At 71.8% G+C, this 18,849-nt stretch carries 26 protein-coding genes and 2 tRNA genes; 11 read left to right on the forward strand and 17 right to left on the reverse strand.

What is annotated here, in order from left to right; translation table 11 throughout:
• Position 1: 1 nt before the first annotated feature.
• The 3 genes from ACZ432_RS05520 to ACZ432_RS05530 form a co-directional block, all read right to left on the reverse strand.
• On the reverse strand, positions 2 to 1,315 hold the full coding sequence (locus ACZ432_RS05520; RefSeq protein WP_426962827.1) for a YihY/virulence factor BrkB family protein: 1,314 nt from the start codon (positions 1,313 to 1,315) through the stop codon (positions 2 to 4).
• Between the two features lie 75 nt (positions 1,316 to 1,390).
• The gene (locus tag ACZ432_RS05525; protein WP_426962826.1) at positions 1,391 to 2,509 is read right to left on the reverse strand and encodes a tRNA (guanine(26)-N(2))-dimethyltransferase; all 1,119 of its coding nucleotides are present in this window, start codon (positions 2,507 to 2,509) and stop codon (positions 1,391 to 1,393) included.
• Positions 2,510 to 2,588: 79 nt separating this feature from the next.
• Positions 2,589 to 3,056 carry a hypothetical protein gene (locus ACZ432_RS05530; protein WP_426962825.1) on the reverse strand — a complete coding sequence of 156 codons (468 nt, stop codon included), beginning with the start codon at positions 3,054 to 3,056 and terminating at the stop codon, positions 2,589 to 2,591.
• A gap of 111 nt (positions 3,057 to 3,167) precedes the next feature.
• Between ACZ432_RS05530 and ACZ432_RS05535 the strand changes: the two genes are divergently transcribed.
• Both ACZ432_RS05535 and ACZ432_RS05540 read left to right on the forward strand, forming a co-directional pair.
• On the forward strand, positions 3,168 to 3,515 hold the full coding sequence (locus ACZ432_RS05535; protein ID WP_058366257.1) for a hypothetical protein: 348 nt from the start codon (positions 3,168 to 3,170) through the stop codon (positions 3,513 to 3,515).
• 42 nt (positions 3,516 to 3,557) lie between these two features.
• A complete protein-coding gene (locus ACZ432_RS05540) occupies positions 3,558 to 4,013 on the forward strand; it encodes a DUF5814 domain-containing protein (RefSeq protein WP_426962824.1) in 456 nt (151 codons plus the stop codon).
• 36 nt (positions 4,014 to 4,049) lie between these two features.
• Here ACZ432_RS05540 and ACZ432_RS05545 read toward each other — a convergent pair whose 3' ends face one another.
• The 3 genes from ACZ432_RS05545 to ACZ432_RS05555 form a co-directional block, all read right to left on the reverse strand.
• Positions 4,050 to 4,451: a CopG family transcriptional regulator gene (locus tag ACZ432_RS05545; protein WP_426962823.1), complete on the reverse strand. Its 402-nt coding sequence runs from the start codon at positions 4,449 to 4,451 to the stop codon at positions 4,050 to 4,052.
• 168 nt (positions 4,452 to 4,619) lie between these two features.
• A complete protein-coding gene (locus ACZ432_RS05550; protein ID WP_426962822.1) occupies positions 4,620 to 5,246 on the reverse strand; it encodes an RPA family protein in 627 nt (208 codons plus the stop codon).
• 1 nt (position 5,247) lies between these two features.
• Positions 5,248 to 6,174: a replication factor A gene (locus ACZ432_RS05555; RefSeq protein WP_426962821.1), complete on the reverse strand. Its 927-nt coding sequence runs from the start codon at positions 6,172 to 6,174 to the stop codon at positions 5,248 to 5,250.
• 259 nt (positions 6,175 to 6,433) lie between these two features.
• On the opposite strand from ACZ432_RS05555, the gene ACZ432_RS05560 reads away from it, so the two are divergent.
• On the forward strand, positions 6,434 to 6,754 hold the full coding sequence (locus ACZ432_RS05560; RefSeq protein ID WP_426962820.1) for a DUF7091 family protein: 321 nt from the start codon (positions 6,434 to 6,436) through the stop codon (positions 6,752 to 6,754).
• A gap of 3 nt (positions 6,755 to 6,757) precedes the next feature.
• Here ACZ432_RS05560 and ACZ432_RS05565 read toward each other — a convergent pair whose 3' ends face one another.
• Positions 6,758 to 7,225, reverse strand: a complete 468-nt coding sequence (locus ACZ432_RS05565) for a DUF302 domain-containing protein (protein ID WP_426962819.1) — start codon at positions 7,223 to 7,225, stop codon at positions 6,758 to 6,760.
• Positions 7,226 to 7,332: 107 nt separating this feature from the next.
• Positions 7,333 to 7,407, reverse strand: a tRNA-Arg gene (locus tag ACZ432_RS05570).
• 176 nt (positions 7,408 to 7,583) lie between these two features.
• Between ACZ432_RS05570 and ACZ432_RS05575 the strand changes: the two genes are divergently transcribed.
• Both ACZ432_RS05575 and ACZ432_RS05580 read left to right on the forward strand, forming a co-directional pair.
• A complete protein-coding gene (locus ACZ432_RS05575) occupies positions 7,584 to 8,162 on the forward strand; it encodes an AAA family ATPase (RefSeq protein WP_426962818.1) in 579 nt (192 codons plus the stop codon).
• On the forward strand, positions 8,159 to 8,611 hold the full coding sequence (locus ACZ432_RS05580) for an RNA-binding domain-containing protein (protein ID WP_426962817.1): 453 nt from the start codon (positions 8,159 to 8,161) through the stop codon (positions 8,609 to 8,611). Before ACZ432_RS05575 ends, ACZ432_RS05580 begins: the two co-directional genes overlap by 4 nt.
• A gap of 48 nt (positions 8,612 to 8,659) precedes the next feature.
• Here ACZ432_RS05580 and glmM read toward each other — a convergent pair whose 3' ends face one another.
• Positions 8,660 to 10,018, reverse strand: coding sequence for a phosphoglucosamine mutase (glmM, locus tag ACZ432_RS05585; protein ID WP_426962816.1), 1,359 nt, complete (start codon positions 10,016 to 10,018; stop codon positions 8,660 to 8,662).
• A 140-nt stretch (positions 10,019 to 10,158) separates the two neighbouring features.
• Between glmM and ACZ432_RS05590 the strand changes: the two genes are divergently transcribed.
• From ACZ432_RS05590 to ACZ432_RS05605, 4 genes are all read left to right on the forward strand, one after another.
• Positions 10,159 to 10,458, forward strand: a complete 300-nt coding sequence (locus tag ACZ432_RS05590) for a hypothetical protein (protein ID WP_426962815.1) — start codon at positions 10,159 to 10,161, stop codon at positions 10,456 to 10,458.
• A 103-nt stretch (positions 10,459 to 10,561) separates the two neighbouring features.
• Positions 10,562 to 10,741, forward strand: a complete 180-nt coding sequence (locus ACZ432_RS05595) for a hypothetical protein (protein WP_058366268.1) — start codon at positions 10,562 to 10,564, stop codon at positions 10,739 to 10,741.
• Between the two features lie 78 nt (positions 10,742 to 10,819).
• Positions 10,820 to 11,401: a DUF998 domain-containing protein gene (locus ACZ432_RS05600; protein WP_426962814.1), complete on the forward strand. Its 582-nt coding sequence runs from the start codon at positions 10,820 to 10,822 to the stop codon at positions 11,399 to 11,401.
• 54 nt (positions 11,402 to 11,455) lie between these two features.
• Positions 11,456 to 12,706 carry an MBL fold metallo-hydrolase gene (locus tag ACZ432_RS05605; protein WP_426962813.1) on the forward strand — a complete coding sequence of 417 codons (1,251 nt, stop codon included), beginning with the start codon at positions 11,456 to 11,458 and terminating at the stop codon, positions 12,704 to 12,706.
• A 126-nt stretch (positions 12,707 to 12,832) separates the two neighbouring features.
• Here the strand turns inward: ACZ432_RS05605 and ACZ432_RS05610 are convergent, their stop codons facing one another.
• Positions 12,833 to 13,645 carry a CPBP family intramembrane glutamic endopeptidase gene (locus tag ACZ432_RS05610; RefSeq protein WP_426962812.1) on the reverse strand — a complete coding sequence of 271 codons (813 nt, stop codon included), beginning with the start codon at positions 13,643 to 13,645 and terminating at the stop codon, positions 12,833 to 12,835.
• 76 nt (positions 13,646 to 13,721) lie between these two features.
• On the reverse strand, positions 13,722 to 14,315 hold the full coding sequence (locus ACZ432_RS05615; protein ID WP_426962811.1) for an NUDIX hydrolase: 594 nt from the start codon (positions 14,313 to 14,315) through the stop codon (positions 13,722 to 13,724).
• A gap of 100 nt (positions 14,316 to 14,415) precedes the next feature.
• On the opposite strand from ACZ432_RS05615, the gene ACZ432_RS05620 reads away from it, so the two are divergent.
• On the forward strand, positions 14,416 to 14,559 hold the full coding sequence (locus ACZ432_RS05620) for a hypothetical protein (RefSeq protein ID WP_176696664.1): 144 nt from the start codon (positions 14,416 to 14,418) through the stop codon (positions 14,557 to 14,559).
• Positions 14,560 to 14,631: 72 nt separating this feature from the next.
• On the opposite strand, the gene ACZ432_RS05625 is transcribed toward ACZ432_RS05620, so the two are convergent.
• The 4 genes from ACZ432_RS05625 to pyrF all read right to left on the reverse strand — a co-directional run bounded on the left by ACZ432_RS05625 (position 14,632) and on the right by pyrF (position 16,764).
• Positions 14,632 to 14,704: transfer RNA gene (locus ACZ432_RS05625), tRNA-Pro, on the reverse strand.
• 107 nt (positions 14,705 to 14,811) lie between these two features.
• Positions 14,812 to 15,252, reverse strand: a complete 441-nt coding sequence (locus ACZ432_RS05630) for a CHY zinc finger protein (protein ID WP_426962809.1) — start codon at positions 15,250 to 15,252, stop codon at positions 14,812 to 14,814.
• Between the two features lie 2 nt (positions 15,253 to 15,254).
• Complete coding sequence (trmY, locus tag ACZ432_RS05635) at positions 15,255 to 15,851, reverse strand: tRNA (pseudouridine(54)-N(1))-methyltransferase TrmY (RefSeq protein ID WP_426962808.1); 597 nt, start codon at positions 15,849 to 15,851, stop codon at positions 15,255 to 15,257.
• 67 nt (positions 15,852 to 15,918) lie between these two features.
• Positions 15,919 to 16,764, reverse strand: a complete 846-nt coding sequence (gene pyrF, locus ACZ432_RS05640) for an orotidine-5'-phosphate decarboxylase (protein ID WP_426962807.1) — start codon at positions 16,762 to 16,764, stop codon at positions 15,919 to 15,921.
• A gap of 146 nt (positions 16,765 to 16,910) precedes the next feature.
• On the opposite strand from pyrF, the gene ACZ432_RS05645 reads away from it, so the two are divergent.
• On the forward strand, positions 16,911 to 17,492 hold the full coding sequence (locus ACZ432_RS05645) for a DUF7529 family protein (protein ID WP_426962806.1): 582 nt from the start codon (positions 16,911 to 16,913) through the stop codon (positions 17,490 to 17,492).
• Here ACZ432_RS05645 and ACZ432_RS05650 read toward each other — a convergent pair.
• Together ACZ432_RS05650 and ACZ432_RS05655 are read right to left on the reverse strand one after the other, a co-directional pair.
• Positions 17,480 to 17,785, reverse strand: a complete 306-nt coding sequence (locus tag ACZ432_RS05650) for a hypothetical protein (RefSeq protein WP_426962805.1) — start codon at positions 17,783 to 17,785, stop codon at positions 17,480 to 17,482. The two genes, ACZ432_RS05645 and ACZ432_RS05650, sit on opposite strands and share 13 nt — an antisense overlap.
• Before the next feature lie 63 nt (positions 17,786 to 17,848).
• Positions 17,849 to 18,832 (reverse strand): 5,10-methylenetetrahydromethanopterin reductase, encoded by a 984-nt coding sequence (locus ACZ432_RS05655; RefSeq protein ID WP_426962804.1) that lies wholly within the window; start codon positions 18,830 to 18,832, stop codon positions 17,849 to 17,851.
• Positions 18,833 to 18,849: the final 17 nt, after the last annotated feature.

Genomic DNA, 18,849 nt, shown 5'->3' on the forward strand with positions numbered 1-18,849 from the left:
CTCAGTCCTCCCCGCGGTTCCGCACGTAGTCGAGGGCCTTGCCGGGCGTCTCCAGCGCGTTGAGCCCGACGCCGACCATCACGAACAGCGTGTAGAGCCCGAGCGTCGAGAGCCCGAGGACCACCATCGCGGCGATGGCGTAGATCCCGTCCATCCAGTAGAACGCGCCGAGCGTCAGGACGGTGCCGTACAGCAGCACGAGATACGGCCCCCAGCCGCGGGCGTGTCCGCGCCGCATCCGCTTGCGGACGTAGGCTTTCAGCTCCGTCTCCAGCCGCGGGCGGTCGACGGTGCGGCGCTCGACGTCGTCCTCGAACTCGTCGAACTCCGCGCGGAGCCGCTCCACCTCGGCCTCGAGCGCCGAGACGTCGGGCGCGCCGCGGGGGCGCTCCCCGTCCTCGCCCGCGCCGGCGTCGCCCTCGCTGCGTTCGCTCATAACCGGGGGTCGGCCGGGACCGTCAAGGGCGTGTCGGTCGGCGAGTCCCGCGGGCGCGAGCGGCGACGCGACCGGGTCGTGCGTGAAGCCCGGTTCGCGGCCGGCCGCCAGCACCACGTTGACGACCGCGCCGACGATGACGACCGTGGCGGCAAGGTAGAGCCACGTCACCAGCAACAGCACGCCGCCGATGACGCCGTACACCTGATACTGGCCCGCGCTCGCGGCGTAGAGCTGAAACCCCGCCTGCAGCGCGGTCCACCCGACCGCTGCGAACGCCGCGCCCGGCACCGCCTCACGCAGGGTCACGGCGGGGTAGGGCAGGATGAAGTACATCGGCAGGAACACGAGCGTCAACAGGCCGGGAAGGACCGCGATGCTCAGCAGGCGGAGCACGGGGACCACGTCGAGCGCGGCGACGGCGGTACCGGTCACGACCATCGCCGCCATCCCGACGCCGACGCTGAGCGCGACCGTCGCGGCGTCCCGCAACTGGTCGAGGAAGGAGACCGACTCCTCGACGCCGTACACCTGCAGGAACGCCGTATCGAGCCCGCGAAACACCTTCAGCGTCGACCACAGCAGGACGGCCGCGCCGAGCACGGTGGCCCCGCCGCGCCCCGCCGCGGACGCGAGCGCGCTCTCGATCACGTCCTGGCCCGAGGGCGTCAGGAAACCGCTCGTCACTTCGAGCACCGCGCTCGCGAACGTCTCTCCGAACAGCGCGCTCGCCAGCGCGACCAAAAGCAGCAGCGCGGGGATCAGCGAGATGAACGCGTAGTAGGCGACGCCCGCCGCCAGAAACGTCACGCGCTGCTGTTCGGTCACCTCGACGATCCGACGGCCCGTACTCACGAGGGCGGCGAGTTCGGCGCGCACGTCGACCGGTTCACGGCACGCGGTGAAAAATCGGCCGGGTGTCGTCGGAGCGTGCGGTCCCTCGGGCCGCCGACGCTACCCGTCCAGCGCCGCGGCGCGGATCTCCGGGACCGACGCCGGCGTCTTGAACGCGGTGCCGTGGTAGTGGGCCCGCGTCGCCTCGTGGCCCGCCTCGCGGAGCCGGTGCAGGAAGTCGTCCATGCCGATGGCCGGCTCGCTCCACTGCTTGTAGAGGCGGTGCTGGTCGTAGTGGGTCGGCGTGTCGAGCTCGGTCGCGACGCCGTCGAGCAGCTTGCGCGCCCGTTTCGCCTCGCCCATGTCGTCGGTGACGGCCGCCCGCGTCGCCCGCGCGAACTCCGGGTCCGCGACCGCGCCGAGCCAGAGCGGGCCCGCGGTCAGCACGCGCTCGGAGTCACAGTTCGGACACGTCTCCGGGGGGGTCGGGATGAGTCCGAACTCGTGCTCCCGGACCAGACAGTCCTCGCAGTGGTGGACGAAGCCGAGTTTCTCTATCTGACCGTCCGCGGCCTGCGCGCCCGACTCCAGCTCGAGGTAGGTGCGCGCGTAGTGTCTGGAGACGTGCGAGAGGATCGGTCGCGCCGCCTTGTCGTAGCGCGCCGCGGTCCGGACCATCGCGGACAAAAGCGTCCGCAGCCCCATCTCGGGGTGGTAGTCGGTGTTGCGCGGCACGGCCCCGTACTTCCGGATACCGCTGTTGAGGTGGGCGCCACACAGCGGCGCGGTGTCGGTCGCAGTGATACAGACCAGGTTCCGGCCGTTCGCGAAGGCGGCGTCCGCGAAGGGGACCGGCGTCCCGTAGGGGTCGACGTCGATCACGTCGAAGACGCGCTCGTGCATCAGCGCGTTCACGTCGCGGTGGACGACCTCGCCCTCGAGGTCGTTGCGCGCGAGGTTCTCGCGGGCCAACTCGACCGCGTCGGGGTCGACGTCCGCGCAGGTGACGTCGTACCCCGCGGCGGCGGCGCGAACCCCGCGGATCCCGGAGGCGGCCATCGCGTCGAGGTACGACGCGGCCCGCGGTTCGCGGTCGGCGTACGCCCGCAGGACCGCCACGGTCACGTCCCGGTTCAGCTCCTGCGTCGGGTTGAAGAAGACGCCCTCGCCGGTCCCCTCGCTGGCGCCGTCGCGCGACTCGGGCACCTCGACGGTCACGCCGCCCTCCTCGACGTTCATGGGACGACGTTCGCGGATGCGGGTGAAAAGCACCGCGCTCCGCGTCGAGAACCGTCGCCTCGCCGGGCGCCGGTCGCCCCTATCGGCCGCAGGACTCCGCCGTGTCACCGCCGACGCCCCGGAAGCGGAGCGCCGTCAGGACCAGAAACGGCGCGAGGAAGACGGCGGCGACCGCGGCGCCGTAGGGAACGCCGACGGCGCCGAGCGGCGTCGCGGCCGCGTCCGCGACGAGGAACCACGCCATCATCCCGAGGATCGCGGCGGCGCTGCGGGCGCTCTCGCCCGCCTCCCAGTCCGTCAGGAGAACGAACGGGGCGACGAGCGCGACGCCGAAGGCGATCAGGAAGACCGCGACGAGTGCCCCCTCGCCGCCGGCCCCACCGCCCGCGCCGACGCCGACCCACTCGGCGACGCGGACGGCGTCGCCCGCGAGGTACTGCGCGCCGAGGACCCACAGCAGGACCCCGAAGATGCCGAGGAGGATCCGGAGCCCGCGGGGGAGCGCAGCGGCGCGCGTGCGGACGGTCGCCCGGAGGCCGTCGAACATGCCTCCGGCTACGGAAACCCGGGCCAAAGGGCTGACGCTCGGGAGGCCCCCCTCGGGAACGCCGACCACCGCACCGACGGGGTTTAGGAGCGCCCGGCAGAAGCGGAGGGCGTGGACCCAGTCGACGACTGGCGCGAGGCGCTCGAGGCGGCCGGAGAGCTGACCGGCCCGATAGCCGCCGCCATCGTCGACACGCACGGCGACCGCGGGAAGCGCGCCATCGAGGCGGTCGCCGAGGAGCGGGTGAAGCAGTACCGCGACTTCACCGTCGTCGTCGGTCACGAGGACGAGTACGTCGTGGAGGAGGGCGAGTGCGACTGCGCGGACGCCACCTACAACCTCGACGCCGAGGACCCCGACCAGCGGTGCTGGCACGCGCTCGCGGTCGACGTCGCCGAGCGCGTCGGCGCGGTCGACCACCACGACATGTGGTACTCCGAGGTCCGCGAGTTCCTCTGACCGCGGCGCTTTTACCCGCTACCGACCTACGCCCTGACAACTGTGGCCATCACGGACAAGATCTACGTGAAGAACCACCGCCAGCTCGCCTCCCAGCTGGAGACGTCCATTCCGAAGGGGGCGTTCTCGGGCGCGACGCTGGACCTGCTGTTCACGGGCGAGGGGCTCTCGAAGCTCGACAGCACCACCCGCGACCGCGTGCTGGACTTCGCGGAGGACTTCCTCGACTGCGACTGCGACCAGAACCCCTACTGCGGCTGTCCGGAGCGGAAGTTCGTCGCCTACCTGCTGGAACTGCGCGCGCAGGGGCTCGGCCCCGACGCCATCGTCGACGTGATGACCGACGACTACATGGTGTACGCCTACACGGGCGACGTGCGCTCGTTCCTCGACACCGCGATCCGCCGCATCGAGTCGGTCGAGGCGCTCGCGGACGTGGAGGGCGACGCGGAGATGGCCGAGAAGGCGCGGCAGGCGAAGCGGGCGCTCTCCGGGTAGCGAGGCGGCCGCGGGCTGAAAAACGGTCCGGCCGCGTCAGCCCAGCCGGAACGAGGGCTCGTCGGGTTCGCCGTCGAGCTCCTCCAGCTGGATCACGTCCTCGTCGTCCTCGTCGAGCTGTTCCTGCAGGTAGGTGACGTAGCGTTTGTGCTCCTCGAGCTGTTCGCGGAGGTGGTCCGCCTCCAGCTCCAGCCGCTCGTGCTCGCGGATGAAGCTCTTGGGGACCTCGACCTTCGGCGGGAACGACTCCGTCTCGTCGTCGCCCTCCAACTCGCCTTCGGGGACGATCCGGACGCGCCCGTCGTGGGCAACCAGCGTGTCCACGTAGTCGCGGAAGACGGCCGACAGCGAGATATCCCGCTCCTCGGCGATGTCGCGGAGGGTCTCGAACGCGTCCTCGTTGACGCGGAACGAGATGGTCTTGTTCTTGTTGCCCATTGGGCGACTATCTCAGCCCGTTCCACTTAATGGTTTGTCAGACGCTACCGCGGTCGCTCGGCGACCCGGCGTGGCGGTCGCACGGCTGCGGCACGGAGGCGTGTGCGAAAATCGGTGCGGCGGGGGAGAACGCGGCGGGCGTCGGAGCGCGCCGGCCGTTCCGGAGCGTTACGCCTCGGGGGCGTCGGCCGAGTCGGTCGCGTCGCCGGCGTCCGACTCCGCCTCCTCGCTCGCCAACTCCTCCAGCGCGGACAGGGCCGCGGCCTTGTACGTCTCGGGGTCGAGATCGTACTCCTCCTCGGCCATGCGCGCGTACTCGTTCCCCTCGTCGTCGAACCGGGCGACGCGTTCGAGCGTGCGCTCGGCCGCCTCGGCGACCCAGCGGTCGCGGACGGTCGCGTCGACCTCGGTGATCGACTCCGGGCGGACGGAGACGTTGATCGAGCCGTCGTCCGTCTCGTACGTCCGGGGCTTGCCCACGACTGCGACGTAGGCGGGCGGTTCGAGATCGCGGAGCGTGGAGGCCGCCTCGGGCTGGTACTGGCCGGCGTAGACGAAGAACGTCCCGGTGGGGTCGACGATCCGACCCTGCCAGTACTCGCTGTCGTCGCCGACGTCCTCCTTCTCGGTCAGCGTGCCGACGAAGAAGACGCGGTTCGCGCTCTCCCCGGTCGGGAGCAGCGAGTAGACCGGCGCGCGCTCGTCGTCGGACTCCTTGAACGTGTAGCCGGCGTCGTTGAACTCGCGGGCGAAGACGCGCCGCGCGACCTCGCGGGTGGGTGCGCTACCGCTCATCTCAGATCGACCTCGCTTTGACCAGCGCGGCCTCGGCATCGATCTGCCCGGGCTCCTCGGCGTCGTTGACCAGCACGTAGCGTCCGAGCGTCGGGCCGCTGACGCGGTAGTAGCGCCCCAGCAGGTCGCCGGCCATGTCCTCGGCGACGACGGTGGTGTCGAGCGCGTCCATCGCCATGTCCTTGGCCTCCTCCAGCGTCATGCCGGTGAGCTCCTCGGTGGCCTCGCGGTCGAAGATGACCTCGTGGACCTCCTCGCCGTCGTCGAGCACGCCCTTGATGCGGAGGTCGAACTCGCCCTCCACCTGGCCGTGCTCGCTACAGCGGCCGTTCTGGAGGACGCGCGTGCAGTCCTCCTCCGGGCAGCGCTTGATCAGGCCGGAGCCGGACTGGATGTCGACCAGGGCGCCCTCGACCGTCTCGGCGTTGTCGCCGACCTCGATCTCCTCGTCGATCTCGGTGATGCCGGTCGTCCGGTTGAGCTTCACGGAGTAGCGGCCCTCGTACTCGTCGGTGACGACGTTCGTCAGCTCGTAGGCCTGTCCCTCCTCCAGCTCGGGGAGCTCGGAGGTGTCGAAGGAGACGAACTTGATGGTGCCCGACTCGTCGCCGAGCAGGCCCACCTGTGCGATGGCGTCGCTGCGGGGCTCCCACAGCTCGACCAGCGTCACGCGCAGGTCGACCCACTGTTCGTCCTCGTCGATGTCGTTCACCTGGACCTGCTCGCTGCCGCCGCGGCCGAGCTCCTCGCGCTCCATGCCGGCCTCGTCGAGGTAGCTGTTGATGACGCTGCGGCGCGCCTCGTCGACGGGCACTCTGTACTCCGTGACGAGGTTCTCCAGCCGCTCTTCAACCTCGTCCGGCGAGACGTCCAACTGGTCCGAAAACTGTTCCGCGATCTCGTCCGCGTGTTGTCGCAGTTCGCTCATGGGGTTCACTGCCTCCGGTCGTGTTTCAAGGGGAGGCACATGGCCGTTGGTGCGGAATGGCGTAAAAGGTTTCGCGACCGGGGTGGAAGTGGAAACCGACGGAAGGAGTCCGAGAACGGCGACGGCGTCAGACGGCCGTCGGCTCTCCGCGGGCTCCGTTTCGAGTGGAACCCGGTGCCACGGGTGGCGTTCGCACGGTCGGATCGAGAGGCCCGGCCGCGCCAACGGACCTTTGTCCGCGGCCGCCGAACGGTCGCGCATGGACGACCGGCTCGGGCGCGTCATCCGGCAGCAGCTCCGCAAGGCCGGCCGCCAGTTCGAGGAGGCGAAGCGGGCGTACGCGGAGGGGCGGGACGACGAGGGGGAGCCGGACCGCTCGGGCGCGGAGCGGTACGACCTGCCGACGGACGCGGCCGGCGACGCGCGGATCGTCTGCCGACGCCACGCCGAGAAGCGGACGGTCGCGGTCGGCGCGGACGGCCGCCCCGAGTGCTTCGAGGCGGGCCACCCCGACTGCGAGGGCTGCGCGGAGGACGTGCGGGACGGCTACGTGGAGACGTGGGCCGCGGACCGGTCCTGAGGGCTACTCCTCGGCCGGCGTCGCGGACTCGGCGTGCCGCTCGATGTTCGCCCAGACCTCGCTCATGCGCTCGCCGGTGAGGTCGATCAGCGCCTCGACCTCGGGCTCGCAGTCGCCGGGCGCACAGCCCAGGTCGCGGATCGCCTTCGTCGCGGAGACGTGGTGGACGTGGACGAGGTCGTCGTCCGCGCACTCGTAGATAACCGTCGTGCAGGGGAGCAGGCCCGCAAGCGTCGGGTCGATGGCGAGCGCGTCCCGGGCGATCTGGGGGTGACAGACCACCAGCAGCGCGGTCCGCTCCACCTCGTCGCCGAGCATGCCCGCGATCATCTCGTCGAGTCTGGTCACCTGCACCGTCTCGAAGTCCGCCAGCTCGTGTTCCAGTTGCACGAACGGGACGGCGTCCTCGAAGGGCGCGTCGAGGGTCGTGTGGAGCGCCTCCTCCACGGTCGGGGCGGGAGCGTGGCTCATAGCGGGGAAGCGGGCAGCAGGGACATAAGGACTGCGCCGGACCGCGGTCGGCGCTCGAGAAGCGTGGTCCGGAACCGCGCGGGACTTCGGAACACAAGGAGTGGGAACGAGCACGGAGGGATTCGAACCCTCGACCATCGGATTAGAAGTCCGACGCTCTATCCTGGCTGAGCTACGTGCCCTCGTCCGGTGTCTATCCCCGGCCGGTAAAAAGCGGTTAGGTTCCGCGGTCGACGCGCTCGGGTCGCGGCCGCGGGCGGCGCTCCCGTGGCGCGCCGCCGACGCGTCCGCGGGCGCCACCGGCCGCGGCGCGGCCCGCAACAGCAGACATAAGTCCGCGACGCGGGTAGCGGGACCGATGAGAGTCATCGGCACCGTCGGCCTGCCCGGCAGCGGGAAGGGGGAGGCCGCGGCGGTCGCGGAGGAGCAGGGGGTCCCGGTGGTCGTCATGGGCGACGTCATCCGGGCGGAGTGCCGCCGCCGGGGACTCGACCCCGCCGAGCACCACGGCGAGATGGCGGGGCGGCTCCGCGAGGAGGAGGGTGCGGACGCGGTCGCGGCCCGCACGGTCCCGCGGATCCGCGAGGCGGCCGCCGAGGACGACGCCGACGCGGTGCTGGTCGACGGCCTCCGATCGATGGTGGAGGCGGAGCGCTTCCGCGAGGCGTTCGGCGACGACTTCACGCTCGTGGCGATCCGCGCCCCCTTCGACCTCCGCGCCGAGCGCCTCCACGAGCGCGGGCGCGACGAGTCCGACTCCGACCTCGAGGCCCTCCGCGAGCGCGACGAGCGCGAACTCGAACTCGGCCTCGGCGAGACCCTCGACGCCGCGGACGTGGAGATCGACAACACCGGGTCGCTCGCCTCGTTCCGCGAGCGCGTACGCGAGGTGCTCGGCGTCGTGGACACCGCCGAGAAAGCGGAGGGCGAGCGATGATCTACAGCGTCGACGTGCGGATCGAGGCACCGGTCAACGACACGGAGGTGACCGACCGCGTGGCCGACGCCGTCCACAACGTCTTCCCGGAGGCCGACCTGACCCACGAGCCGGGACTGCTCGTCGCGGAGGCGCACACCCTCGACCCCTTCTCGGACGTGCTCCACGAGCAGGAGATCCTCGACACCGCGCGGCGCGTCTTCCGCGACAACGCCACCGAGACCGGGTTCTCCTTCCGGCTCAAGAAGCAGGCCGCCTACGAGGGCGTCGTCAACTTCGCGGTGGGCAACCCCGACGAGTTGGGCGACATCTCGGTCGAGGTGACCGTCCGCGATCCCGAGGTCGGGGCGTTCATCGACTACGTCGCCCCCGAGACGGAGGAGGGGGCGCCCGTCGACCCCGACCGCGAGTACGGCGACCGCTACGACCCCGACGCCGACGACTACTGACGTCCCGACGGGGCAGCCGTCCCGAACTTTTCTCGCGAGGAAGATGCGCTACTTCGCGTTCTCGACCTGCTCGCGCGCCTCGGCGGCGAGGTCGTGGGCGCGGTCCGCGTCGCGCGCCTCGGCGTAGATCCGGACCTTCGGCTCGGTGCCGGAGGGCCGCACCAGCACCCACGCGTCGCCGTAGTCGAGCCGGTAGCCGTCCTTCGTGTCGAGGTCGGCGTCCGCGTTCATCGCGTACTCGGCGGCCGCGTCGAGCATCCGGTCCAACTCCGGTTCCGCGTCGTAGCCGACGTTCTCGCGGACGTTGTGGTAGTCGGCGAACGGCTCGACCACCTCGCTGGCAGTCCGGCCGTCCGCGAGCAGTTCGAGGAACTTCGCGCCGATGTAGGCGCCGTCCCGCGTGAGCCGGTACTCGGGGAAGAAGACGCCGCCGTTCCCCTCGCCCGCGACCGGGACGCGCGTGCCCGCCGCCTGTAGTTCGCGGGTCCGGGTGATGATGCTCGTCGCGCCGATGGGCGTCAACTCGAGGTCCGCACCGACCGCCTCGCAGACGTCGACGAGCCGCTGGGAGACGTTCACCGCGGCGACGGTGGCGTCGCCCGGCTCCAGGGCCGCCTTCGCCAGCGCGGCGATGGAGGCGTCGCCCTCGATGTACCGACCCCGCTCGTCGACGAACACCGCGCGGTCCGCGTCGCCGTCGTGGGCGATCCCCACGTCCGCGTCCGCGGCCCGGACCAGCCGTCGGAGGTCGTCGAGGTGCTCCGGCACCGGTTCGGGCAGCCGCCCGGGGAAGTGGCCGTCCGGCTGGGCGTTCGTGGTGACGACCGCACAGCCCAGCCGGCGGAAGACCTCGGGGTTCGTGAGCGCGCCCGCGCCGTGGCCGGGGTCGACCGCGACGGTGAGGTCCGCCGCGTCGATGGCGGCGCGGTCGACGCTCGCGACGACCTCGTCGACGTAGCTCTCGGTGACGCCGTCGACGCGCGTCTCCTCGCCGACCGCGTCCCACGTCGCCTCGTCGTACTCCTCGCCGAGGATGTGGTTCTCGACGCGTTCGAGCGCGTCGACCGAGAGCTCCACGCCGTCGTCGCCGACGAGCTTGATGCCGTTGAACTCCGGCGGGTTGTGCGAGGCGGTGACGAGCACGCAGGGGACTCCCTCCGCCTCGCAGTAGCGGCTCACCGCGGGCGTGGGCGCGACGCCGAGCCGGTCCACGTCACAGCCGACCGCCGCGAGCCCCGAGGCGACGGCGTTGGCGAACAGTTCCCCCGTGGTTCTGGTGTCGCGGGCGACCGCGACGCAGTCGGCCTCCCACACCGTCCCGGCGGCCTTCGCGACGCGCAACGCGAACGTCGGCGACAGGTCCGAGATGGCGACCCCGCGCGTGCCGCTGGAGCCGAACAGCTTCATGCCCGAGAGGTGACCGGCCCGGGGGAAAGCCGTTCCGAAGGCGCCCGCGTGAGCTCCCGTCGGACCGCCCGTTTCCCGTCGGACCGGACGGCGTGTGCTAATCCTTCACACTCATATACCTGCGGTGCGTATCTCGCGACATGGACGCGAAGCGTCTGGAGGCGGCGCTGGCCGAGGAGTTCGGCGGCACGGACGCGGAGCAGCGCGTGGTGGCACGACAGGCGCGCGACCTCGCGGACTCCGGCAAGCCGAAGCGCGACCGCGGCCACGCCCTGACCGTCCCGGACGTGCTGCGGCACCTCTCGGACGCGCCCGACGACGCCTCCCTCCCCGAGCGCTGGAACTGGTGGATGGGCGCGCTCGACACCGCCTACGGCGGCTACGCCCCCTTCACCGTCCGCGTCGTGGAGGACGACGGAACGGCCGGCGTGAACCGCTAGGGGATCGACCGCCGGTCGCGGCGCCGACCCGACGCCCGCCCTTACTTTCACTTTCACTCCGCCCTTGGCTCGGTTATAGGTAGCAACGCGGGCATCTCGAGGTATGGACTCCCGAACGACCCCCTCGACGCGGTTCGCCGGCCGCGCACGACTCGACGTGACCGACTGCGAAGCCGACCGCCTTCCGGAGCGCGCCCGCGCGAACGACGTCCGCGGTGCCGAACTCCACCTAGAGCGCCGCGGGGGCAAAACGTACCTCGTCGCGGACGAGACCCAGCGGTAGGGCCGCTCGCTCCCCGGAACCGGTCCCCCCGCGGAAGTCGGCGGCATCCTTTTGTCCCGAGCGCGAGAGTCACGTATCGTGCCCCTCCGCCGCTTCGGCGGCCGACGCCGCGCCGCCGGCGCCGCCTCCCCCGCCGTCGCGCTCGGCGGGATCCTGCTGGCGACGGCGCTGGACCCGACCTTCTCGTGGACGGCCGACGCGCTCTCGGACCTGGGCGTCCGCGCGCCGAGCGCGCTCGCGTTCAACGCGTCGCTCGTCGGCGGCGGCCTGCTCGGACTCCCGTACGCGCACCTGCTGGCGGAGCGCGGCGGCCGTGCGGTCGGCGTCTCGTTCGGCGGCGGGACGCTCTGTCTGGCCGGCGTGGGGCTCTTCCCGAGCGGGACCGCCCTGCACGCGCCCGTCGCCGTCGGCTTCTTCCTGCTCGCGACGGTCGCGCTCGCGGTCGACGGCGCCGCTCGCCGCAACGAGTCGACCGGTCGCCTCACCCTCGCCCTCGCGGCCGGCCACGTCCTCGCGTGGGTGACGTGGGGCGCGGGGCTCTGGCCGGCCACCGGCCTCGCACTCCCCGAGTTCGTCGGCGCGCTGGTCGTGGCGGCGTGGGTGTGGCTGCTCGGGCCGGTCCCCGCGCTGGTGGACGGTCGAACCGACTGCGAGCGATGAGCGGGAGACCCGGACTCGACAGACACTAACGCCCTCGTCCGGTAGGGTCCGGCGATGGAGTTGGAGTTCCTCGGCGGCGCCCGCGAGGTCGGTCGGAGCGCGGTGCTCGTCGACGACCGACTGCTGCTCGACTTCGGCACGCTGGCCGCCGAGCCGCCGCAGTACCCGGTCCGGACGCCGGAGCCGGAGGCGGTCGTCGTCTCGCACGGCCACCTCGACCACGTCGGCTCCGTGCCGGCGCTGCTGTCGGGGCGGCGTCGCCCCGCGATCCACTGGACGCCGCCCACCGGGGAGCTCGCCCGCACGCTCGCGCGGGACACGCTCAAGCTCCGCGGCAACAGCCCGACCTGCCCGTTCACCGCCGAGCACGTCCGCCGGCTCGGCGAGGTCGAGCGGTGCCACGGCTACCGCGAGCCGTTCCCGGTCTGTGGCGGAATCGCCGCCGGCGGCTACGAGGTGACGCTGTACGACGCCGGCCACATCCCCGGCTCCGCACACGTCCTGGTCGACGACGGCGAGACGCGGCTGCTGTACGCCGGCGACTTCCACACCGACGACCAGCGCCTGCTCTCCGGAACGACGGCCCGCCCCGACGCGGACGCGGTCGTCTGCGAGTCGACCTACGCGGACGTGGATCACGAGCCGCGTGCGACCGTCGAGGACCGGTTCGTCGACCGCGTCGAGACGACGCTGTGGGAGGGCGGCACCGTCGTCGCGCCCGCGTTCGCCATCGGGCGCACGCAGGAGCTACTGCTGGTCTGTGCGGCCCACGACCTCCCCTGTTACGTCGACGGGATGGGGACCGACGTGGCGCGAATGCTGAAGAACCATCCGGGTTTCGTCCGCGACCCCGACGCCCTCCGACGGGCGATCGCCCACGCCCGGTTCGTGGACGGCCGCGACGGCCAGCGCGAGCGCATCGCCGACCAGCCCGCCGTCATCGTCACCACGAGCGGGATGCTCTCGGGCGGGCCCGCGATGACGTACGTCCCCGCGGTCCGCGCGAATCCGGTCAACGCGGTGACGATGACCGGCTATCAGGTCGAGGGGACGCCCGGTCGGTCCCTGCTGGAGACCGGCAGCGCGGAGATCGACGGCCGCGTGATGCAGGTGAGCGCGACCGTCGAGGCGTACGACTTCTCCGCGCACGCCGACCGCGGCGGCCTCCGCGAGTTCCTGGACCCCTACCGCGGCGCGGAGGTACTGGTCGTCCACGGCGACGACGCGCCCGGCTTCGCGGAACGGCTCTCCGCGGACGGCCACGACGCGAGCGCGCCGGAGTTGGGCGCGACCGTGACGGTGTGAGCGCCGCGGCGTTCGCTCCGTCGTCGGCCCGTCCATTTCTGTGATGGCGGTCCGCGGTGACTCCGCGGTCACCGTCCGTTGGTCACGCTACCGATCGCTCGTTCAGAAGGCGATCGGTGCGCCGAGTCACATCACTCCGGACGCGATCAGGACGTACAACAGCGTGAACAGCGTCGCGTTGTAAAGCCCGTGAGCGAGACTCGGAACGAGGATGTTGCCGGTGTACTCGTAGCTCGCGCCGAAGACGTAGCTCGGCACCAGAAGCACTCCCAGCGACAGCAGGTTCCCGGCCGGGTCGCCGCCGCTGAGCGCGAACCAGTGCAGGCCGGCGAAGACGGTGCCCGCGAGCACCACGGAGGCGACGGGACCGAACACCTCGCGGAGCCGTCCCTGGACGACGCCGCGGAACAGCAGCTCCTCGCCCGGACCGACGAGGAGGATCGAGGCCGGGATCATCAACAGCAGCAGTTCGGGGCTCTCCAGCGCGATCTCGACGGCGTTGTTCTGTCCCGTCTCGGCGCCGATGGACTGCGCGAGCAGCCCCGCGATCGTCCCGGCGATCATGGGGCCGCCGACGAACGCGGCGAGGTACGCGCCGACCGCGGCCGCGCCGTCCCGCAGGTTCGGCCACGCGAACCCGACCGAGAACGGGACCCCGGGCCCCCCATCTCCGAGCAGGTCGTTGACCGCGGCGCTGACGCGCTCGCGGTTGCGGACGTACGCCAGCGCGACCAGCACGCAGCCGACGCCCTGGACGAACGCCAGCGAGAGCACGATGTTGAGCGTCGGCGAGATGTCGACCCCGGCGATCACCAGGGCGAGCGCGGCGACGTTGAGGAGGAGGAACCCGAAGAAGAGCCCCCCGGCCCCGAGCACCAGGCTGCTCACGACCGCGAGCAGCGCGGGGAGGGGACCGGTGGCGGCGGTGGCACGACTCATGTCCCCCACTTGGGGTCGGCGAATGGTTAACGATTCGCCTGCGACCGGTCCCCGCCGGGTCCGTCTCGGCGGCCGCTTATCGCCGCGTTAGCTCGTACTGCGTCACCGCGAGCGCGGTGCGCCCGTCCCGACAGTCGCCGTCGACGACCGCCGCCAGCAGCTCGTCGTAGTCGGCCGTCCGCACCCGGATCGACTCGTTGTGGTCGAGCGCCTGTTCCGCGGTCGGCTCGCACCCGGTCGCGACGAAGTGATGGTGGACGGAGTTCGCGATGCCGTTCGACGGCTCCACGGAGATCAGGTGCTCGAACGCGTCGGCCTCGTGGCCGGTCTCCTCCGCGAGCTCGCGGGCGGCGGCCGCCTTCAGGTCCGCGAGCGACCGGTCGCCGTCACCGCTCCCGTCGCCGTCCTCGGGCTCCACGCCGCCGGCCGGAAGCCCGCGGTTGACGCGGTCGACCGCCTGCCGCCACTCCTCGATGACGACCACGTCGCCGTCGGGCGTGAACGGGAGGACCACGACCGCGGGCGGCTCGTCGACGTAGTGGTACTCGCCGGCGGCCCCGTCGGGGAACCGCACCTCGTCCCGGCGCACGTCGAAGCCGGGACACGCGTAGTCGATCCCGGTCGCGGTCGTCTCCCACGCCACCTCCTCCGTCGCGGACTCGTCGGTCATACGCGCCGCTCCGCTCGCGCCGGACATAAAACGCGGCGGGTCCGTCCGCGCGCCGGAATCGTTCGAAGGACGCTTGTACGCCGCGGTCGGTAGATCGGCCATGAACGTCCTCCTACACGAGGGGCACGAGCACACGGAAGCCGCGACCGCCGCGGTCGGCACGGAGACGATGGCCCTCGCCGCGGTCGGCGTCCTCCTGATCGCGGCCGCGATCGGGTACGCAGTGTTTCGGTTCGGGGAGTAAGCCGGTCGCGGACGGGTCGTCGCGGCAGTTGGGACGGACCAGTCGGTAGAGCGCGTAGAAATGCGGGAGAAGTGGGCCGGCACGAATTTGAATCGTGGTTACGGCCACCCGAAGGCCGAAGGATACCAAGCTACCCCACCGGCCCGCACTCTGAGTGACGGCGCACATTCCTTTAACCCTTCCGAAACCGAGAACTCCGCGACAGGCGATCCCACGCTCGCCGTGTCGCCCGCCCGCGGTTTCACGCCGAGTTCACTCCTCGCTTCGGGGCTCGAAGTAGCGGTCGCGATGGGCGCGACAGCCGGGGTTGAACGCGGCGCCACAGTCGGGACAGGAATCCCCGCAGGCGAAGTACTCCGGCGGCGTCATGGTCGCGCCGCAGACGCCGCACAGCACCGCCGGCTCCGAAAAGCGATCGCGGGGCCACGGCTCGGCGGGGTGGTCCGCGACCGCGTCGTGGCAGCGGTCGCAGGGGTAAAAGGCCCCACAGCAGCCGAACCGGAGCGCGACCACGTCCACGGGGTCGTCCCAGTGGGCGCATCGCGTCTCGGGATCGACCGCGACGCCGCGGAGGGGCACAGGAAATCGCGGGTCCGCGGCCGGGGGCTCGGTCGTGCGGCGGTCCGCGTTTCGGTCGTGATCGCTCACGCCGCTCGCGTCGGCGCCCGCGTCCTCGTCGGTCCGCTCTCCCATCTTCAGTAGCTCGTGTAGCCGTCGGTGTCCAGCCAGTTGTGCGCGACGGTGATCGCGTGGTCGGCGTGGAGCAGTTCCGGGCCGACGCGAACCCGGCGCTCGGCGGTCTCGGCGAGCAGGTCGGCCTCGGCGTCGGAGAAATCGAGGTGGTCCGAGAGGACGAAGACGGGGTCCGCGGGCGGTTCGGCGTCGACGAGCGGATCGCCGTCCTCGTGAAGCTGGACGACGGTCCCCTCGCTCGCGGCCGCCTCGAGCGTCTCCGCGACGCCCATGCGATAGAGTTCGACGCCGGGCGAAACGTCGGCTGGCATGTGGCCGATGGCGCCGTCGCGCTCCTCCAGCGCGCCGCGGACGCGCGCGGCGATGTTGCGCTCGTCGGGATGGAGGTGACGGAGGTCGCTCGCGTCGAAGCGGACGGTGAACTCGTCCGCGAGGACGAGGTGGACGCGCACGTCCTCGCGGATGCCGTGCGAGAGGAACACCGCGGAGCTGACGCACCGACACAAAAGGTCCAGCCGACCGGCCGCGCCCGCGAGGTCGTCCAGCGCGAAGTCGGGAGTCGTGGGGACGTCGTGGCCGATGACGAGGAACTGGCGCATGCGCGAGCGTCGGCCGCGGAGGACAAAAGGGGTCCGAAGAGGTCGGGCGGGAGGGCGCGAAGACGGGCTACCGGTACTGGTTCAGGCGGCGCTTCAGCCGCTTCGCGGCGTCGCCGGCGGCGCGGAAGTAGGCCGCCTCCTCGTCCCGGCCGGCGCTCGCGGCCGCGTCCTCGCCCGCGAAGATGATCCCGCGCGAGGAGTTGACGAGGCCGACGTCGACGCCGTGGCCCTCGCGCGGCGCGAGGCCGTGCTCGACCGCAGCCTCCGCGTCGCCGCCCTGCGCGCCGACGCCGGGGACGAGAAACGGCAGGTCCGGGACCGTCTCGCGGACCGCGGCCAGTTCGTCCGGCGTGGTCGCGCCCACGACGAGGCCGACGTTGCCCTTCTCGTTCCACAGGTCCGCCAGCGCGGCGACGCGCTCGTAGACGGGTTCGCCGGAGGCGAGTTCGAGGTCCTGTAAGTCCGCCCCACCGGGGTTGGAGGTCCGACAGAGCACGAACACGCCGGCGTCCGCGCGGTCGAGGAACGGCTGGAGCGAGTCGCGGCCCAGGTAGGGGTTGACGGTGATGGCGTCGGCGTGGTCGAGCAACTCGGCGTACTGCCGCGTCGTGTTGCCGATGTCGGCGCGCTTGGCGTCGAGCAGGACGGGGACGCCCTTCCCCGCCGCGTACGCGATCGTCTCCCGGAGCGCGCGCCAGCCGTCGGGGTCCTCGTAGAAGGCGGCGTTGGGCTTGTAGCAGGCCGCGTGTTCGTGGGTCGCGTCGATGATCCGGCGGTTGAACGCCCACCGCGGCAGGTCGGCGTCGCGCAGGAACTCCGGGATGCGGGACGGGTCCGGGTCGAGGCCGACCGAGACGACGCTGTCGGTCGCGTCGATGCGCTCGGCGAGGCGGTCGAAGAAGGGGTCGGTCATCGTTCCCCGGTGGTTCGGCCCCCGGAGTAAGCGTTTCTGTCCGGCGGCGCGGTCGGCCGGGACGGCCCACCGTCGCGGTCGTCCCTGCGCCCCGCCGCGGAGCCCGGAGCCGAACCCTTTTGCACCGCGAACGCCCCGGAAGAGGTATGACCGACGACGCCGCGGACGCCGCCGATGCCGCCGACGCGGACCGAGGAGGCGACGCCGAGACCGTCGCGGACGCCGAGGCCCCGACGGGCTCGCGGGACCGCTTCGCGACCCTCTGGGACCGCGTGGAGGCGGACCTCGAAGCGACCGCCGAGGAGTACCGCGAGGCGGACTGGGACGTGACGACGCTGGACGTGGGTGACGTGACGCCGCTCCCCTCCGCGCGCCCGAACGCCGACCGCGACCGGGTCGGCCTCGACGCGCTCGTCCCCGGGAAGCAGTTCGACGCGCTCCGCGAGACGGTCGACGACCACGCCTTCGACGAGTACGAGACCTACCGCGCGGCCGCGGGCGACGTGACGTTCCTCGTGCTCGTGATGCGCGACACGGACGCCGGCCTCGCCGTCATGCTCCCGCTGTTCTACGTGCGCGAGGAGGCCGAGGCGTGGCTGGAGGCCGCCCGCGAGGACGGCGAGACCAACACCTACGTCCGCCCGCTCACCGACGACGAGCGCGTCGTCTTCCACCACGAGGACCCCGAGCCCTTCTTCCCGCCCGAAGCGGGCGATCAGGCGTCGTAGGAACAGCGGTCGCCGCAGTCGCCGGCACACCCACAGTCCTGCTCGCCACAGCCGTCACAGCAGCCGGTCCGCCGGTAGAGGAGGGCGGCGACGGCGATTCCGGCGCTGCCGATCAACAGGCCGGGAACGGGACCGAGGATGGGGAGCAGAACCGTCCCGTCATCGATCACGCCGATACCGTATCCCGCGAAGCCGCCGGCGAGAAGCATCGCGAGGACGCGTCCGCTGGCGACGGTGTGGACCACGAAACCGGGATCGAATCGTCGCCCCGGTCCGTCCGTCTCGGAGGGCATGCGTCGCGGTTCGCCCGTTCGGTCTGAAAAATTGACGGTTCGCTGACGTGGATCCTCGTGGGTTCAGAACACGTCGCCGAGCGCCTCGGCCGCCAGGTCCACGCCCGTCTCCAGATCCGGGCCGAGCGGCGCGCCGACGACGATACCGTCCGCGTGCTCGGCCAGTTGCTCGCCGCGCTCGCGGACCTCCGCGGGCGTGCCCGCCAGACAGAAGGCGTCGACCATCGCCGGGGTTACCGTCTCGAACGCCGCGGAGAACTCGCCCGCGCTGATGCGGTCGCCGATGGCGCTCGCCGTCTCGCGGTCGACGCCGTGTCTGTCCAGCACCGGCGGCGCCGCGCCCGCGGCGATGAACGCGACCGGGGGCCGGGCGGCCTCGCGGGCGGCGTCGCCGTCCTCCGCGACGGAGACGGCGGCGTAGGCCACGAGGTCGAACGCGCCGCGATGGTCGGGCCGGTCCGCGAGGCCGTCCGCGACCTGCTCGCGCGCCCACTCGAGGTCCGCGGGATGCGCGCCGTTGAACAGCAGGCCGTCGGCGTGCTTGGCCGCCATCTTGCACATGTGAGGCCCCTCGCCGCCGACGTAGACGGGGAGGTCGGCGCCCTGCGGGGGTTCGTAGTTGAGCCCCGCGTCGGTCGCCTCGAAGGTCCCCTCGTGGTCGACGCGCTCGCCGGCCCACAGCTTCTGGGCCGTCTTGAACGCCTCCAGAACGGGGCGAAGCCCGCGCTCGTCGGCGAGGCCGAGGTTCGAGAGTGTCGACGGGTCGCCCGGTCCGATTCCGAACACCGCGCGCCCGCCCGACACCTCGTCGAGCGTCGCCAGCTTCGAGGCGAGCGTGACGGGGTGGGTCTCGACCGGGTTGGCGACGCCGGGACCGAGTCGCACGTCGTCGGTCGCGGCCGCGAGCCGCGAGAGCACAGCCCACGGGTCGCGGTTGTTGTAGTGACACGTCGAGAAGACGGCGTCGTAGCCCGCCGCCTCCGCGCGCTCGCCGAGCGCCACTAGTCTGTCCATCTCGTGTTCCGGGGTGAGTTCGATGCCGAACATTGTGATCAGTCTCGGGT

The organism is Haloparvum alkalitolerans (assembly GCF_055381565.1).

Bases quoted from the DNA above. Each gene is read 5' to 3' on its own strand.
- trmY (WP_426962808.1), bottom strand. From the start codon at position 15,851: ATGCGCCAGTTCCTCGTCATCGGCCACGACGTCCCCACGACTCCCGAC.
- ACZ432_RS05610 (WP_426962812.1), bottom strand. From the start codon at position 13,645: ATGAGTCGTGCCACCGCCGCCACCGGTCCCCTCCCCGCGCTGCTCGCG.
- ACZ432_RS05655 (WP_426962804.1), bottom strand. From the start codon at position 18,832: ATGTTCGGCATCGAACTCACCCCGGAACACGAGATGGACAGACTAGTG.
- pyrF (WP_426962807.1), bottom strand. From the start codon at position 16,764: ATGACCGACCCCTTCTTCGACCGCCTCGCCGAGCGCATCGACGCGACC.
- ACZ432_RS05645 (WP_426962806.1), top strand. From the start codon at position 16,911: ATGACCGACGACGCCGCGGACGCCGCCGATGCCGCCGACGCGGACCGA.
- ACZ432_RS05580 (WP_426962817.1), top strand. From the start codon at position 8,159: ATGATCTACAGCGTCGACGTGCGGATCGAGGCACCGGTCAACGACACG.
- ACZ432_RS05575 (WP_426962818.1), top strand. From the start codon at position 7,584: ATGAGAGTCATCGGCACCGTCGGCCTGCCCGGCAGCGGGAAGGGGGAG.
- ACZ432_RS05590 (WP_426962815.1), top strand. From the start codon at position 10,159: ATGGACGCGAAGCGTCTGGAGGCGGCGCTGGCCGAGGAGTTCGGCGGC.
- ACZ432_RS05620 (WP_176696664.1), top strand. From the start codon at position 14,416: ATGAACGTCCTCCTACACGAGGGGCACGAGCACACGGAAGCCGCGACC.
- glmM (WP_426962816.1), bottom strand. From the start codon at position 10,018: ATGAAGCTGTTCGGCTCCAGCGGCACGCGCGGGGTCGCCATCTCGGAC.
- ACZ432_RS05630 (WP_426962809.1), bottom strand. From the start codon at position 15,252: ATGGGAGAGCGGACCGACGAGGACGCGGGCGCCGACGCGAGCGGCGTG.
- ACZ432_RS05530 (WP_426962825.1), bottom strand. From the start codon at position 3,056: ATGTTCGACGGCCTCCGGGCGACCGTCCGCACGCGCGCCGCTGCGCTC.
- ACZ432_RS05605 (WP_426962813.1), top strand. From the start codon at position 11,456: ATGGAGTTGGAGTTCCTCGGCGGCGCCCGCGAGGTCGGTCGGAGCGCG.
- ACZ432_RS05545 (WP_426962823.1), bottom strand. From the start codon at position 4,451: ATGGGCAACAAGAACAAGACCATCTCGTTCCGCGTCAACGAGGACGCG.
- ACZ432_RS05560 (WP_426962820.1), top strand. From the start codon at position 6,434: ATGGACGACCGGCTCGGGCGCGTCATCCGGCAGCAGCTCCGCAAGGCC.
- ACZ432_RS05565 (WP_426962819.1), bottom strand. From the start codon at position 7,225: ATGAGCCACGCTCCCGCCCCGACCGTGGAGGAGGCGCTCCACACGACC.
- ACZ432_RS05550 (WP_426962822.1), bottom strand. From the start codon at position 5,246: ATGAGCGGTAGCGCACCCACCCGCGAGGTCGCGCGGCGCGTCTTCGCC.
- ACZ432_RS05650 (WP_426962805.1), bottom strand. From the start codon at position 17,785: ATGCCCTCCGAGACGGACGGACCGGGGCGACGATTCGATCCCGGTTTC.
- ACZ432_RS05615 (WP_426962811.1), bottom strand. From the start codon at position 14,315: ATGACCGACGAGTCCGCGACGGAGGAGGTGGCGTGGGAGACGACCGCG.
- ACZ432_RS05525 (WP_426962826.1), bottom strand. From the start codon at position 2,509: ATGAACGTCGAGGAGGGCGGCGTGACCGTCGAGGTGCCCGAGTCGCGC.
- ACZ432_RS05595 (WP_058366268.1), top strand. From the start codon at position 10,562: ATGGACTCCCGAACGACCCCCTCGACGCGGTTCGCCGGCCGCGCACGA.
- ACZ432_RS05555 (WP_426962821.1), bottom strand. From the start codon at position 6,174: ATGAGCGAACTGCGACAACACGCGGACGAGATCGCGGAACAGTTTTCG.